The following is a 15,157-nucleotide window of genomic DNA, read 5'->3' as shown; positions in this document are numbered from 1 at the left end:
AACGAGGTTATATAAGGAGGGACACACCAACATGGCGAAGCAACTGCCAGATATCGGCGATTATAAATATGGTTTCAAGGATAAAGACGTTTCGATTTTCCGTGCTGGACGCGGTTTAACAAAAGAAATCGTTGAAGAGATTTCACGTATGAAAGAAGAACCACAGTGGATGTTAGACTTCCGTTTAAAATCACTGGATAAGTTCTATGAAATGCCAATGCCACAATGGGGCGGCGACTTAAACGACTTAGATTTCGATGAAATTACGTACTACGTAAAACCATCTGAGAAATCTGAGAAGTCTTGGGATGAAGTACCTGAGGAAATTAAAGCGACATTTGATAAATTAGGTATTCCTGAAGCTGAGCAAAAATATTTAGCTGGTGTATCTGCACAGTACGAATCTGAAGTTGTATACCACAACATGAAAGAAGACCTAGAAGCTCTAGGAATCGTCTTCAAAGATACAGATAGCGCATTAAAAGAGAACGAAGATATTTTCCGCGAGCATTTCGGAAAAATAATCCCACCAACAGACAACAAATTCTCTGCATTAAACTCTGCAGTTTGGTCTGGTGGATCATTCATCTACGTTCCAAAAGGTATTAAAGTTGATACACCACTTCAAGCGTATTTCCGTATTAACTCTGAAAATATGGGACAATTCGAGCGTACGCTTATCATCGTAGACGAAGGCGCACATGTACACTACGTAGAAGGTTGTACTGCACCTGTTTACACGACTAACTCACTGCATAGTGCGGTAGTAGAAATCATCATTAAGAAAGATGCATATTGCCGTTATACAACAATCCAAAACTGGGCGAACAACGTATACAACCTAGTTACAAAACGTGCGGTTTGTGAAGAAAACGCAACGATGGAATGGATTGACGGTAACATCGGATCTAAATTAACGATGAAATACCCAGCAGTTATCTTAAAAGGCGAAGGCGCTCGTGGTTTAACATTATCTATCGCGATTGCTGGTAAAGGCCAACACCAAGATGCTGGTGCGAAAATGATTCACTTAGCACCAAACACATCTTCAACAATCGTTTCTAAATCGATTGCGAAGCATGGTGGTAAAGTAACTTACCGTGGTATCGTACAATTCGGACCAAAAGCGAAAAACTCTCGTTCTAATATTGAGTGTGACACGTTAATCATGGATAACCAATCTACATCTGATACAATTCCTTATAACGAAATCAAAAACGATTACGTTTCACTTGAGCACGAAGCGAAAGTATCTAAAGTATCAGAAGAACAATTATTCTACCTAATGAGCCGCGGTATTTCTGAGCAAGAAGCTACAGAAATGATCGTAATGGGCTTCATCGAACCATTTACTCGCGAGCTTCCAATGGAATACGCAGTAGAAATGAACCGCCTAATCAAGTTTGAGATGGAAGGTTCTATTGGTTAAATAGAAATATGAAAGCGCCCTGCTATGCAGGGCGCTTTTTTATGTTATATATGGAGCTCGGGCGTAGATACCCCACTTAGTATTTAGCTAAATGTATCAACGATTATTCAAATATATCGACTTGTCGACAAAGACATGGAGGACGGCCGAAAATACCCCTTAATACGTGAAAAGAGCCATCAAAAGACGGCTCTAAAATCCAAACGCTACAAATATAAAAGGAACGCATACTAATATAAAAATAACTAATATAAGTAAGACGAAGATACCGATAAATCTTAATTTGCTCTCTTCGTTTTTACATAGGGCAATCATGCTGAATATGAGGCCGAGAATAATAAGTGGGACACTAATAAATAGAAATAGATTAGGCAAGTAAAGTACGGAAGTGATAAATAAAATGCCTCCTGCTAATGAAAACCATAGTGAGAGAAAACTATATCGATTAATAGAGAACACCTCCTTACATAGATGATAATGTGAAATTTTCCATGTTGAAAGGAGAATCTTTTGCTTTTTCTTATAATGCGAGTACAATGTAGAATAGCAAGAAAAGACGAAAAGTATTTACAGGATTATTGCGTACGTGTAGCGTAAATGGCAGTAAGGAACTGAGAGGAGGTTTTTTCTCTGAATATAAATAAAGAAACGATCATCCACCTTTATCATACAAACGATATACATAGTCATTTTGAAAATTGGCCGCAAATTTCTCGGTTTGTACTAGGGGAGAAAAAGCGAAGGCAGGAAGCGGGAGAGACTGTTTTAACTGTGGATATTGGCGATCATGTGGATCGTTTTCATAGTATTTCGGAAGCGACAAATGGACTTGGGAATACAAAGTTATTAAATGAGGCGTTATATGATTATGTAACGATCGGAAATAATGAAGGAATTACATTAGCGAAGGAGCATTTGAATCGTCTATATGATGATGCTGGGTTTGAGGTGCTCGTAGCGAATTTATTTGAAAAAGAGGGCGTACGTCCAGCATGGGCGAAGCCTTATAAATTACATACAACGACAGATGGGATTACGATTGCCTTTATTGGATTAACGGTAGCTTATCCAGAGTTTTATCATATGTTAGATTGGCATATTGAAGATCCAATCATCCATTTAGAGTCTATTTTAGAAGAAGTTAAGGATACAGCTCATATTACGGTTGTGCTTTCTCATCTTGGAAAAAGTATGGATGAGTATATGGCGGAGCATTATGATATAGATGTTATTTTAGGGGCACATACGCATCATTTATTTGAGCGTGGTGTTCTTGTAAACGATACTTTGCTTTGCTGTTGTGAAAAGTGGGGACATTACGTCGGTCACGTTCAGCTTACTGTGGATAAAGAGACGAAGCAACTCTTGAAAAAAGACGGTAGAGCGATTAAGACAGAACGGTTAGGTGCTTATAGCGAGCCGTTATCCACAATTGAAATGCTAAAGGAAGAAAGTAAACAGATAATGGCTGAGCCTGTCGTTCATTTAAAAGAATCATTGCCGGTCGATTGGTTTAAGGAGACGTCATTTTCTCATATGTTGGCAAGTGCACTTAAAGAGTGGTGTAATGCGGATGTTGGGATGGTGAACGCTGGTGTACTTCTTGATGGATTAAATGAAGGTGTTGTGACGCGCGGAGATATTCATCGAATTTGTCCACATCCAATTAATCCATGTCTATTAAAAGTACCAGGGAAAACGTTAAGAGAAGTTATTTTGAAAGCGCGCCGTCCGAATATGGAGAATCTTGAGGTGAAAGGATTCGGATTTCGTGGAAAAGTAATGGGGAAAATGATTTACGATGGTTTGGAAGTGATTCCAGATACGATTCCAGGGAATAAAATTTTACTAGAAGATGTATTGATTAATGGCGAATCGCTGGAATTAGACCGGATATATACGGTAGGAACGATTGATATGTTTACATTCGGATACTTATACCCAGAGCTATCCACACTTTCTGACAAACAATATTATATGCCAGAATTACTTAGAGATGTGTTAACAGATATGTTGATAACTTATACATCTTCAGTCAAACTATAGGCTAGTTAACTTGTAACACTCATTTTTCTCTTGTCATAAAGATAAGAAAGAGAGGAGTGTGAACTATGGTTAATGTAGAGCCAATTATAATTGATAACTATACGTTCATTGCTGTTAGCGTAAAACTTCCAAAGACAAATTTGCTAGCTGTAATGAGCGATAAAGGATATATTATGTGCGGTGCTTTAGATGTAGGTCTTCTAAATGAGAAGTTAGGAGATCGAGGAATTATTGCTGGCCGTGCAGTTGGTGTAAGAACGATTGAACAACTTCTTGAAGCACCACTAGAATCGGTAACGACTGGAGCAGAAGCTTTAGGTATTCCAGTAGGAACGATTGGAAAAGATGCACTATTAAAAATGAGATAAGTATATATCGTCCCTCTTTCTTGCATAGAAATAGTATAAGAAGGAGGGTTTTCTTATGCGTAAATTTCGTTCGAACAATTCGCGGTTGCGAAGGGGACCGATTTCCTTTCGGTATATACTGCTTATTTCGTTTATTATTTTTATCGTAATGGTAGTTCAAGGTTTATGGATTGTAAATAAAAGTATTCAGCCAGCGTTAATTAAGTATGGAGAAACAGAGACGCATAAAATGGCAACAGCAGTTATGACGAAAGCGGTAAAAGACCGAATTAATGAAGGGTTTGATGTAGATTCATTAATGAAAGTGCAAACGGATAGGAATGGGAAAGTATCTACAATTGATTTAAATACAAAACAAGTAAATGAAATATTAACATCGACTACTGCATACATAGAGAAATATTTACAACAAGTAGAAAAAGGGGATACGAAAGCACTTGGTATTTTTGAAGAGAATGGGGTATCTATGTCAATTCCTTTTGGACGCATAACCGATAATGCGCTTCTTGGTAATATAGGGCCGGATATTCCGATTAATTTTACGCCAATTGGTCATGTGAATACGGATATTAAACAGCTAGTTGAGCCGCAAGGAATTAATAATACAGCGATCAAAATTATTATGGAAGTGGAAGTGACGTTACAAGTTATGATTCCGTTACGCACGAAAGAAATTAAGGTGAAGCAAAATATTCCGATTGCGACGCGCATCGTTCAAGGTGAGGTGCCTACTTATTACGGAAGTGGCGGAGTTGTTGTACCAGATAAAAAATAACCGTAGCAATTCGCTACGGTTATCGTTTTGTATTTGCTCGTTCTTTTCGTTCCCAAAGGCTTAAATGCATGTATGGATCGAAAGCCCATTCTGTATAGCCATTGTCTTTATACATGCCGAAATGTAAGTGGGGTGGGAACTTTCCAGCTGTGCCAGGAGGACCGTAACCAGTACTACCGACAAATCCGATTACTTTTCCTGGTTCGACAATTTGTCCGAGCTGTATTTCTTTAGAGAACCCGCCTAAATGAGCGTAATAGTGGTAATTATTATGAAGATCACGAATACCAATGCGCCATCCACCAAGACGATTCCATCCTTTTGTTTCAATAACGCCATAGCAAGTGGATCGTACAGGTACGCCATATCCAGCAAAAATATCGGTTCCTTCATGAATTCTCCTGCCGCCAAAACTTCTACCAGCACCAAAAGTACTACGATAGCTATGGTCACTGCGAATAGGGAGAGGGAAAGCATTTCCTTCTAAATTAATGCGCCCATAATGTTTATAAATTCGGGCGTATTCTGTAATTAATTCAACTGTTTTTGCACGTCTATAATATTCCCAAAGCATAATGTTAATACGGTCTTCTGACGTTCCTTGTTTCTTTAAAATGGTTGCTGCTGTATGCAGAAGATCACGGTCGTTATTTGCATTTGCAAATCCATCTTTGTCACCATCTAAACCCATTCCGCCAAATAGAGAAATCGTATGGGGGAGAGTATCATTACTATTAACAGGTCCAGCCCATATTTCAGGTTTGAAATAAAGGGAAATGATGGCATCTGGTTTTTTCGGAATATCCTTTCTTACGCCCCGTATGTTTCTTTCATATTGATCCATTGCAGCTAAGTAATACCACGGAATACTTGAAGATTGCTCAGTTTCTTTATATAGTGCCATGCGCTTTTCATATATGCTTTGCTGATTATCTTCACCGTAAGCGATGTTTTGGTGGAGAAGAAAGCAAATCGAAAGCAAAAGAGAAATTTTTCGAAGCATGAAATAGACTCCTTTCACAACATCACTCTTTTTAGTGTGGGATATACGGAGTATTTCATTATAGGGAACGATTGGAAAAAATCTTAGAATCTTCATTTGAGCAAATCGCTTTCATGCGTTAGAATAGATATGTTACATTGAAAGAAGCGAACACGGTAAACTATTTCATATTGTGCGGAGTTGATAACCATGACAAAACAAACAGAGTATAAGCGCAAGCCCGAATGGTTGAAAATTAAGTTAAACACGAATGAAAACTATACAGGCTTAAAGAAAATGATGCGTTCTAAGAATCTTCATACAGTTTGTGAAGAGGCGAAATGTCCGAATATTCATGAATGCTGGGCTGTAAGGAAAACAGCAACATTTATGATCTTAGGTGCGGTTTGTACACGTGCTTGTCGTTTTTGTGCGGTTAAAACAGGCTTGCCAACTGAGCTTGATTTACAAGAGCCAGAACGCGTAGCAGATTCTGTAGTACAAATGGGCTTAAAGCACGTTGTTATAACAGCGGTTGCACGTGATGATTTAAAGGATGGCGGGGCAGCTGTTTTTGCTGAAACAGTACGCGCTGTTCGTCGCAAAAATCCATTTACGTCAATCGAAGTATTACCATCTGATATGGGTGGGGTAGAAGAAAACTTAAAAATGTTAATGGATGCAAAACCAGATATTTTGAACCATAACATTGAAACAGTACGTCGATTATCTAACCGAGTTCGCGCTAGAGCAAAATATGATCGTTCATTAGAGTTTTTACGTCGAGCAAAAGAAATGCAGCCTGATATTCCAACTAAATCGAGCATTATGGTGGGCTTAGGTGAAACAAGAGAAGATTTAATTGAAGCAATGGATGACTTACGTGCAAACAATGTGGATATTTTAACTCTTGGACAATACCTACAACCATCTAAGAAGCATTTACCAGTTATTAAATATTACCCACCAGCAGAATTTGCAGAGCTTAAAGAAATTGCACTTAGCAAAGGATTTAGCCACTGTGAAGCTGGTCCACTTGTACGTTCTTCTTATCATGCGGACGAGCAAGTACGTTCTGCAAAAGAAAAAGTAGCAGAAGCGAAATAATGAAAAAAGAGAGCTAATGATTAGCTCTCTTTTTTCTTATACTCTAAAACTGTATTTTGACACGTTGATAAAATTCGTTTTAATTCCTCTGTGGATAATTCAATTGTAAATTCAGGTACACCAGGTGTGATTAAAACTTTCTTGTAAGTATAAATTGAACTGTCCACAATAATCGTTACATCTTGTGAATAACCGAAAGGAGCTACACATCCTGGCATGCAACCAGTCTCTTCTCTTAGCTCATCAGGAGAACAGAGAGATAAGCTTTCTCCTGTTATTTCTTTCATCTCTCCTCGGTTGAGGCGAGTTCCCTCTAACGTAAAGAATACGTAATACGCCCCGGATTTTGATTTTAAAAATAGGCTTTTACTTGGAGTACCTTGTAAGCCGAGCCTTTCACGAACGATGCGATCAGTCTCATAGTCAAGTACTGGTTCGTGTTCAAACTTTTCATATGAAGCATTTGTTTTATGTAGTAAAGAAAGTACGTCTTCGTACATATTGAATGATACCCCTCTCTATGTTTTACTGCAGTCTCGCCATATCTTCTCGCGGTGTCAACTGAATGTATTGGAAAGGGATATTACTTGGATGGCGCTTCCCATAATCGTTTTATGATAGATTGTTCATCAAGTGTAATTTCATAAATATCAGGATTCGTTAAAGTTTTCCATTCGTCAAAGCCAATAGTATGATCAAAGTGCTTTAAAATTAATGTGAGTAAGTTGCCGTGTGTAACGAGTAATGTTGTGTCATGCTCTAGCTTTAAAACTTCCTGAATAAGTGAGATTGCGCGATCCATCGCTTGTTTTGTTGACTCTCCGCCCAAAAAGGCAATATCTATATTGGTAAAAGTGTATTCTAGTTTTTGAAGCCAATCATCCATTGAAACAGTGCTTAATATGCGTTCTGCTAACCGTTCATCTTCTTGAATAGATAAATTAGCTTGGAGGGCATATGGCCGAATAGAATCGATAGCTCGGACAAATGGGCTTGAAATAATATGATCTATTTGTAGATGATTTGCTATGAGGAATGTAGCAACGGTGTTTGATTGGTCTCTTCCCATGTTTGTTAATTCGGCATTACGCTCTTGTCCAGTTGCTGAACAATGCCTGATTACAATAATTTTCTTCATATTTCATCCCCTTCTTTCAAGTTGACGATATATACTTCGACAAATGTGGGAAAAATTCCTTTTTCTTGGAAAGGGCATAGTGATCTAAGTATGTGGAAAAGTAATGTGGATAAATGAAAATTTGAGGTGCAATTATGAAAAAAATAATATGCATTGTATTCAGTATTTATTTTCTCATACAATTGTCCACAGCATATGCACAATCAAATCAAGAATTAGAATACCCGAGCAATCAAAATAAGTCGTTTGTGAATGAAGATGTGTTTTATGAACAGTTAGATAAGAAGGTCTATAAGGAATACAAAAATGCGGCGTATAGTGTTCGAAAGAAAATTTTATGGAAAGAAGTACAAGATGCAGAATTTACCTTCCGAAAAAAAACAGATGTTGGCTGTCGAAGTAGAGTGGTGATTCAAGATGTATTTGTTCATCCTGATCGCCAAGTGTATTTTTTTGCTTCCTTTTCTCAAGATGAAGTAGATGAGTTTCATAAGTATATAGTTATAGATGCAGAAATAAAGAGGGAGCTTTTAGGAGGAAAAAGCTATCACCATTGCGATAATCCACATGAAAAATAAACCACCAAAATTGGTGGTTTATTTTTACTCTGAAGCACTCACTAATTTCTCTTTCATTTTGCGAATAAGAACGAAAGCGCCAATCGCGAAGAGAAGAGTAATTCCTTCTGCTACAAAGATGTTAATCATTTTTGTTTGGTAAAGTGCTGCGAAAAAGTCCACAAGTGCGTGGAATAGTATAGCGTATACGAGGAAAATGTATTTCTTTTGTTTTACTGCGTATACGACAAGCATTGTGAAAGCAATTTGCAGAACGAGTGCCATAATTCTTTCTAAGCTACCAAGTAAGTATAAGTAGGCAGGTTGCTCTATTAACAAGTCCTTGATATGGCTCAACTGTGGGTATTGTTCAACCATTCGAGCGAAGCTACCATTGTTAATAGATGTTGCAAAGGTAAGAGTTTGAAGCCCAGCGAATCCGCCGACTAAAATCGATTCAATACCGCCGTGTCCAATTCCGTACGCAAGACCGTCTTTATAATCTCGATATTTTTTTAGTAAGTAGTAAAAGGCAACGAAACGACCTAGTTCTTCAAAAATACCAGCAGTTAGTCCGCCGAAAATCGAAAAGATAAATGGGTTCTTTAAAAATTCAGCTGTTGTGGGATTACCACGCATGAATAATTGGAATGGTGTTTCGAGAATTTGGGTAAACCCGATAAAGATAAGGATACCAACGCCAACTATTTTCCAATTAATATTATATTTCTTACGGAAATAAACGAGTACAATAATTGGGACCAGAACCGAAACAACGAGTTGAATTATGATACTGGCAATTACAGTATTTGAAACCATACTTTCACCGCTTTCTAATGTATGTACATATATATTATGCATGAAATGTAGGAGAATGTGGAGAGATGAATCTTTCAAAAACAAAATGAAATTTTTATTGACTCTAACGTTGCGTCATACTTTATCGTATGTATTAAGGGGGAGATACGCATGACAATGAGGATAAAAGAAGTAGCTAATTTAGTTGGAATTAGTGTGCGCACACTGCATCATTACGATGAAATTGGGTTGTTAACCCCAGATGAGACGACAGAGTCTGGATATCGTCTGTATTCCAATGAAAATTTAGAAACACTACAGCAAATTTTATTTTTTAAAGAGCTTGGCTTCCCTTTAAAGAAGATTAAGGAAATTATCATGAGTCCTTCATTCGACCGTGAAGAGGCATTACAGCTTCATAAGAAAATGCTTCTTGAAAAGCGAGCTAGGTTGGATAAAGTGATAGCGACAATTAATAAAACAATTCAGCATACAAAGGGAGAGATTGAGATGACGAATAAAGAGAAATTTGAAGGATTTGATTTTAGCCATAACCTGTACGAAGAAGAAGCGCGTGAACGATGGGGAGATGAGGCTGTAGATAAAGCGAATAAAACAGCGAAGGGTATGTCTACAGAGAAACAGGAGGAGTTTAATACTATTTACAGAAATCTAGCGACACTTCGAAATGGAGCACCGGATTCTAAAGAGGCGCAAGAAGCAATCGGGGTATGGTACGATTACTTGCAAAACTTCGGTGAATATTCATTAGAGGCATTTAAGGGACTCGGTCAAATGTATGTTGCTGATGAGCACTTTACGAAAAATATTGATAAGTTTGGTGAAGGTTTAGCGCAGTTTATGTGTGATGCGATGGAGGTTTATGCAAATCGTAAGAAATAGTAAAAAGGTGGAGGTTTTCTCCACCTTTTTATTTTTTTATCATATCATTTAAAGTTTGATCCCCCGTATTGTTCAAATGAGGATTATCGCTCATTTCACGTTTTAACATATCAAGACTTTGTTCATATTCTTTATCGTTTAAGCTACCAGATTGGAGACCTTGAATTTGAGAAATCAACTTTTGGTTTGTTGATACATATGCTTTATAATAGCGAGGGACGATGGACAAAGCTGTTTTATATACTTGATCTGTTACGAGTTTCGGATCCGTTGTGTTTGCACGGTATACAACGAACACTTCATCGTCGGTAACGAGTGTAGCGGCATTGGTGACATCAGGAAGTTTGACTGTCATGCTCGTAATCATTTCGGCGACTTTCTCACGGTTAATAGCGCCTACTTGTTTGTTAGATACTTCATGCTTCTGTTTAGAAGAATAACCGAATCTCGTTAACCTTGTATTTGTGTTTTCCGTATGATACATGTCGTTTTTGTTGGAAACAAGAACACGACTTCCTTCTTCACGCTCCATTTCGGCTTTATTAGTTGATTGGCAGCCTGCAAAGAAGGAAAGAGTGAGAAGAGAGAGTATAATTTGCTTTTTCACGATGTATCACCTCCTTCTCCATAGCATGCACTAATTTTCAATTTTTTGTATTTGAAATTGTTGGTTGTTATGCTTTGTGATACGATAAAAAGAAGAATGCTTAGAGAGGAAGTTCATAATGGAGCAAAAGCAAGAGATTCATACTACGGTGAGCGTTAATAATGTTCAGTACGAAGTAATTAAAAACTTTCGTGACGGTTTTAGTGAAGAAGCACTTAAAGAGCGCTATGCAGAAATTTTAAATAAATATGATTATATCGTTGGAGACTGGGGTTATGAGCAACTTAGATTGCGTGGATTCTTTGATGATAGTAATCAACGTTCGACATATGATACGAAAATTAGTACTTTATCAGAGTATTTATACGAGTACTGTAACTTCGGTTGTGCACACTTTGTATTACGAAAAGTGAAGAAATGAAAAAATCCTCTTACGATTGTAAGAGGATTTTTTCATAGCAGTTATACCAATTATGAGGAGGCTGTTTACTCTCAAAATAAACAGCACCTCGGCAAATATAATTGTTTTTTTCATATAGGCTTAATGAAACAGGGTTACCTGTAAAGCAATCTAGGCGTATTCCTTTGTAACCCTCCCGTCTTGCTTCATCTTCCCAAAAGGATAATAGTACTTTGCTATATCCTTTTCCTTGCGCGAGCGGATGGATGACGAAAGAGTGAACGATAAGAAAGCGTCCGTATGTTTCTGACCAGTCAATCAATTTGTATTCTGGAGACTCTGCTTCGTTTAAGACAACAGCGCCGACAAGTACTTGGTCTTGGAATAGACAATACAATTCGTCCTGTTCTAAATGATAGGAAATATGTTCGAGCGTCGGATAAGAATCGTCCCATTGGTAAATTTGATTCTGTAAGAGTGCTTCTTTACATTCTGTATACATCAAATTTAATTCGTCCAATAAATCAATTGTGCCTTTTTTTATTTTTAGCATAATCGTCTCCTTTACAAGAAAATTGAAATAAAATCACCTTCAGAAAGTGTTGTATTTGGTTTCATTTGTTGCCCGTTCAATTGGATATACCCATTTTTAATTTTATCCACAATGAGTGTACGGCTCCAATCTGAAATATATGTGGATAACACTTTATCAATCCGGTGGAAACCAAAAACTATGTCTAATACGATCGTTATTTCGGCTATACCACTTTCTTTGTATTGTGTAATGGAAATGGTAGTACTTGTTTCAGTTTGTTCTTGCTGAGCCATATCGACAGTTTCGACGTGATCAGTAAATGATTTATAAATGTGAAGCTTTTGGTTCCACGTATGATCTTTCGGACATTTATAAATTGCAAATCGGTATATGTTTTTTCCATTTGCGTTATGCCTGCGAATATTCGTATCAGTAAAAAGGGCAGTGCGCCTACAATTTTTACAATATTTTTCGATTGTGGATAACTCATTTTCATATAAACTCCAAGAAAGTTGTACTTTCTGCATTTTCCTTCACCTCTTATATAGTGGTAAAGGAACGTAATACAGCTATTTGGATGTCTTGTAGTATGAAGACATGAGAAGTAGACAAAAATAAAAGGAGATTCCCCTAAGAGGAACCTCCGTAAACATCATACTACAGATGCGTTACGTTCCTTCGTAATGGGAATGGGCAGACTACTCCCTTGAAAAAGCACGGTGCTTTTTTGAGAGTAATGCTATCCAATTGCTGGTCCATTACAAAGTAAATGTTGGCATACGTAGATAACGTCCTTTCTATCCAAATAGATTTGTTCATAAGTATAACATAAAAGATTGAAAATTCAAAACTTTAAATGTAAAAAAACACCAGCTAAAATAGCTGGTGTATAAGATAAATTATATAAGTTCAAATAAAAATGAGCGTAATTCTTCTGCAATTTCTTCAGACATAGAAAATGCATGCTCTAAGTAGCCTGGTTCGTTTAAATCGTCAGGACCGATGATAGCAAATTTGTTGCTCTGCATATCAAGGACTATCGTTTTACCGTAATGACGATCAGAGTATAGAAGCGCTAAATCATGACGCTCATTTTCCCCCATAAAGCTAACGAAACGAGTTTTTGTAGCGACTGTATCGTCGTACAGAAAGAAACGTTCTTCCATACACATGGCTCCTTTATTAAATATCTAAGTTTAAGTGTGGTTTATGGTCTAAATGGTGGTGTGTTTTAATGAATCGTACCGTTCTTGTTTTGTAACGCATAACGATAGAATATGTTTCAGCTAAATCTCCGCCAAGGAATTTCACGCCGTCTAATAATTCACCAGCAGATACACCTGTTGCTGAGAAGATTGCGTCATCACCAGATACTAAGTCATCTAACATAAGAAGTTGACGAGGATCTTCTAATCCCATTTCACGGCAACGAGCTTCTTCTTCTTCGTTCATTGGAACTAAGCGTGCCTGCATTTCACCTTCAAGGCATTTTAATGCTGCAGCAGAAATAACGCCTTCTGGAGCTCCGCCTACACCTACGAATAAGTCGATACCTGTCCCAGGTAGAGCTGTAGCGATTGATGCACCAACATCTCCATCACCAAATAGTTTTACGCGTGCACCTTTTGCACGAACACGGTCAATAATCTCTTGATGACGTTCACGTTCTTGCACGATAACCGTTAGGTCACGAATTTTTTTATTGTTTGCTTCTGCTACAATTTCAATTGTTTTTTCAATTGGATCATCTAAGCTAATTTTACCAGCTGCTTTTGGACCAACCGCGATTTTTTCCATGTACATATCCGGAGCATGAAGAAGGTTTCCTTTATCTGCGATTGCGATAACTGCCATTGCATTTGCAAGGCCTTTCGCAACGATGTTTGTACCTTCTAATGGATCAACGGCGATATCTACTTCTGGACCGTTACCTGTTCCTAGTTCTTCACCAATATACAACATCGGTGCTTCATCAAGTTCTCCTTCACCGATTACAACTGTACCTGCCATGTTTACTGAATCGAACATATCACGCATAGCTGTAGTTGCTGCATCATCTGCTTCGTTTTTCTTTCCGCGGCCCATCCACTGTGCAGATGCTAAGGCTGCTGCTTCTGTTACACGGACAATTTCTAGTGCGAGTTCACGTTCCAAGGTTGCATTCCTCCAATTTCAAAAATCATACAAATATAACTATAACAAATAACGAGGAAAAGGTGAATTCGAAAAATTGTCGATTTTTTCAGAAGAAAGCGTTACAATTAAAATGTAAATGCTTTAATTTCCAGGTAGGTGACATTCATGTACTTCGTAGACAGAAAGAAAATAGAACAAATGCTAGTATGTTTAGAACGAGCAACAAATACATTTCAAGAGAAAAAGACATATGAAACCGAGTTTGAATTTTATGCATTAGAGCGCATAGCCCATCTTATTATCGATTGTATATTAGATGTAGGAAATGCGATGATTGATGGATTTATTATGCGCGATCCAGGAAGTTACGAAGATATTATTGATATTTTAATGGACGAGAGAGTTATAAGTGGAGAAGAGGGAGCGCATATTAAAGAAATTATTCTTCTTCGAAAAATGCTTACGCAAGATTATATTCAAATGAATCATGATGAATTATATAAGACGATTCAAAAACATATTGCCGTGGTAGAGAAATACCCAGTGAATATTCACAGTTATTTAGAAAAGGAATTAGGGCCTGTATCTGCATTTGTACCAGAATAATTGTGCTTATAAGATCCCCAAAATACTTTTTGGGGATCTTATATTGTATATGAGAAAAGGGAGAAGGGCGAGTTATGGGGCAAGCACGTACGACGAAAGAAGAGATTGTACAATTGTTGAAGGTAAAGGGCGAGCATACTGTAGCAGAATTAGCCGAAGCTTTAGAAATTACGGAAATGGCAATTCGAAGGCATTTAAGTAATCTTGAGAAAGATGAGCTAATTTATTCAAAGATGGTAAGGCAGCATGTTGGACGACCAACATATTTGTATGGATTAAGTCAAAAGGGAGAAGATACATTCCCGAAAGAATATAAGCAGTTTGCTATTGAAATACTAGATGATTTAGCTCGAATGGGCGATGAAAAAATACTTCGTTACGTTTTACAAGCGAGAACGAAACGAATGGAAGAACAGTTGCAAAAGAAGATAAGTAATCAAAGTAATTTAGCGTATAAAGTACAGGAACTAGCTGCTATGCAAGAGAAAAATGGTTATATGGTTCAAATAAAGAGAGATGGGGAACGCTCTTTCATACTTGAAAAGCAAAACTGCCCGTTAAAGGAAATAGCGGAGAAATTCCCGCAAGTGTGTGAAGATGAAAAAGATATGTACAAGCGATTATTTGTAGATGCAAATGTGAAGACGTTAACGAACATGTGTGAAGGCGATTGTAATTGCTCGTATCAAATAAAAGAGAAAAAATGAACGTTATGGGACGCTTTAGGGTAAAGCGTTTTTTTCTTTTGAAAAAGGGGTTAATATAAGAGT

General features: G+C 37.5%; 19 protein-coding genes. 10 read left to right on the top strand and 9 right to left on the bottom strand.

The genetic code is table 11. The annotated features are described in order from the left end of the window. Positions 1-31: 31 nt before the first annotated feature. The 4 genes from sufB to yunB all read left to right on the top strand — a co-directional run bounded on the left by sufB (position 32) and on the right by yunB (position 4,618). A complete protein-coding gene (gene sufB / locus CQZ94_RS11555; RefSeq protein ID WP_070145358.1) occupies positions 32-1,429 on the top strand; it encodes a Fe-S cluster assembly protein SufB in 1,398 nt (465 codons plus the stop codon). 630 nt (positions 1,430-2,059) lie between these two features. Continuing rightward, positions 2,060-3,475, top strand: coding sequence for a bifunctional metallophosphatase/5'-nucleotidase (locus tag CQZ94_RS11545; RefSeq protein WP_255832909.1), 1,416 nt, complete (start codon positions 2,060-2,062; stop codon positions 3,473-3,475). A gap of 65 nt (positions 3,476-3,540) precedes the next feature. Then, a complete protein-coding gene (locus tag CQZ94_RS11540; protein ID WP_002015926.1) occupies positions 3,541-3,843 on the top strand; it encodes a YunC family protein in 303 nt (100 codons plus the stop codon). A 55-nt stretch (positions 3,844-3,898) separates the two neighbouring features. Next, positions 3,899-4,618 carry a sporulation protein YunB gene (gene yunB / locus CQZ94_RS11535; RefSeq protein ID WP_105585507.1) on the top strand — a complete coding sequence of 240 codons (720 nt, stop codon included), beginning with the start codon at positions 3,899-3,901 and terminating at the stop codon, positions 4,616-4,618. 19 nt (positions 4,619-4,637) lie between these two features. Here yunB and CQZ94_RS11530 read toward each other — a convergent pair whose 3' ends face one another. Beyond that, positions 4,638-5,621, bottom strand: a complete 984-nt coding sequence (locus CQZ94_RS11530; RefSeq protein WP_105585506.1) for a M23 family metallopeptidase — start codon at positions 5,619-5,621, stop codon at positions 4,638-4,640. 189 nt (positions 5,622-5,810) lie between these two features. On the opposite strand from CQZ94_RS11530, the gene lipA reads away from it, so the two are divergent. Then, positions 5,811-6,707 (top strand): lipoyl synthase, encoded by an 897-nt coding sequence (gene lipA / locus CQZ94_RS11525; protein ID WP_105585505.1) that lies wholly within the window; start codon positions 5,811-5,813, stop codon positions 6,705-6,707. Positions 6,708-6,727: 20 nt separating this feature from the next. Here lipA and CQZ94_RS11520 read toward each other — a convergent pair whose 3' ends face one another. Both CQZ94_RS11520 and CQZ94_RS11515 read right to left on the bottom strand, forming a co-directional pair. Next, positions 6,728-7,207, bottom strand: a complete 480-nt coding sequence (locus tag CQZ94_RS11520) for a YbaK/EbsC family protein (protein WP_105585504.1) — start codon at positions 7,205-7,207, stop codon at positions 6,728-6,730. Between the two features lie 83 nt (positions 7,208-7,290). Further along, positions 7,291-7,845 carry a histidine phosphatase family protein gene (locus tag CQZ94_RS11515; RefSeq protein WP_105585503.1) on the bottom strand — a complete coding sequence of 185 codons (555 nt, stop codon included), beginning with the start codon at positions 7,843-7,845 and terminating at the stop codon, positions 7,291-7,293. 134 nt (positions 7,846-7,979) lie between these two features. Between CQZ94_RS11515 and CQZ94_RS11510 the strand changes: the two genes are divergently transcribed. Further along, positions 7,980-8,423, top strand: coding sequence for a hypothetical protein (locus CQZ94_RS11510; protein WP_105585502.1), 444 nt, complete (start codon positions 7,980-7,982; stop codon positions 8,421-8,423). Positions 8,424-8,447: 24 nt separating this feature from the next. On the opposite strand, the gene CQZ94_RS11505 is transcribed toward CQZ94_RS11510, so the two are convergent. Then, on the bottom strand, positions 8,448-9,263 hold the full coding sequence (locus tag CQZ94_RS11505; RefSeq protein WP_105585501.1) for a YhfC family intramembrane metalloprotease: 816 nt from the start codon (positions 9,261-9,263) through the stop codon (positions 8,448-8,450). A gap of 108 nt (positions 9,264-9,371) precedes the next feature. On the opposite strand from CQZ94_RS11505, the gene CQZ94_RS11500 reads away from it, so the two are divergent. Then, positions 9,372-10,103: a MerR family transcriptional regulator gene (locus CQZ94_RS11500; RefSeq protein ID WP_105585500.1), complete on the top strand. Its 732-nt coding sequence runs from the start codon at positions 9,372-9,374 to the stop codon at positions 10,101-10,103. Positions 10,104-10,131: 28 nt separating this feature from the next. On the opposite strand, the gene CQZ94_RS11495 is transcribed toward CQZ94_RS11500, so the two are convergent. Beyond that, entirely contained in the window at positions 10,132-10,710 is a 579-nt protein-coding gene (locus tag CQZ94_RS11495) for a YhcN/YlaJ family sporulation lipoprotein (protein WP_105585499.1), read from the bottom strand. A gap of 118 nt (positions 10,711-10,828) precedes the next feature. Here CQZ94_RS11495 and CQZ94_RS11490 point away from each other — a divergent pair, with 118 nt between their 5' ends. Continuing rightward, the gene (locus CQZ94_RS11490) at positions 10,829-11,131 is read left to right on the top strand and encodes a YutD family protein (RefSeq protein WP_002015914.1); all 303 of its coding nucleotides are present in this window, start codon (positions 10,829-10,831) and stop codon (positions 11,129-11,131) included. Between the two features lie 10 nt (positions 11,132-11,141). On the opposite strand, the gene CQZ94_RS11485 is transcribed toward CQZ94_RS11490, so the two are convergent. The 4 genes from CQZ94_RS11485 to glpX all read right to left on the bottom strand — a co-directional run bounded on the left by CQZ94_RS11485 (position 11,142) and on the right by glpX (position 13,799). Further along, entirely contained in the window at positions 11,142-11,663 is a 522-nt protein-coding gene (locus CQZ94_RS11485; protein ID WP_105585498.1) for a GNAT family N-acetyltransferase, read from the bottom strand. An 11-nt stretch (positions 11,664-11,674) separates the two neighbouring features. Then, positions 11,675-12,172 (bottom strand): cytoplasmic protein, encoded by a 498-nt coding sequence (locus CQZ94_RS11480; protein ID WP_105585497.1) that lies wholly within the window; start codon positions 12,170-12,172, stop codon positions 11,675-11,677. A gap of 372 nt (positions 12,173-12,544) precedes the next feature. Beyond that, positions 12,545-12,811, bottom strand: a complete 267-nt coding sequence (locus CQZ94_RS11470; RefSeq protein ID WP_000392612.1) for a DUF3055 domain-containing protein — start codon at positions 12,809-12,811, stop codon at positions 12,545-12,547. Between the two features lie 16 nt (positions 12,812-12,827). After that, the gene (gene glpX / locus CQZ94_RS11465) at positions 12,828-13,799 is read right to left on the bottom strand and encodes a class II fructose-bisphosphatase (RefSeq protein ID WP_002174048.1); all 972 of its coding nucleotides are present in this window, start codon (positions 13,797-13,799) and stop codon (positions 12,828-12,830) included. 147 nt (positions 13,800-13,946) lie between these two features. On the opposite strand from glpX, the gene CQZ94_RS11460 reads away from it, so the two are divergent. Together CQZ94_RS11460 and CQZ94_RS11455 are read left to right on the top strand one after the other, a co-directional pair. After that, positions 13,947-14,387: a DUF86 domain-containing protein gene (locus tag CQZ94_RS11460; protein WP_105585496.1), complete on the top strand. Its 441-nt coding sequence runs from the start codon at positions 13,947-13,949 to the stop codon at positions 14,385-14,387. Between the two features lie 74 nt (positions 14,388-14,461). Then, complete coding sequence (locus CQZ94_RS11455; RefSeq protein WP_105585495.1) at positions 14,462-15,094, top strand: helix-turn-helix transcriptional regulator; 633 nt, start codon at positions 14,462-14,464, stop codon at positions 15,092-15,094. Positions 15,095-15,157: the final 63 nt, after the last annotated feature.

The organism is Bacillus sp. MYb209 (genome assembly GCF_002975175.1).
GTDB lineage: Bacteria > Bacillota > Bacilli > Bacillales > Bacillaceae_G > Bacillus_A.
This window is presented reverse-complemented; position numbering and strand designations above follow the sequence as displayed.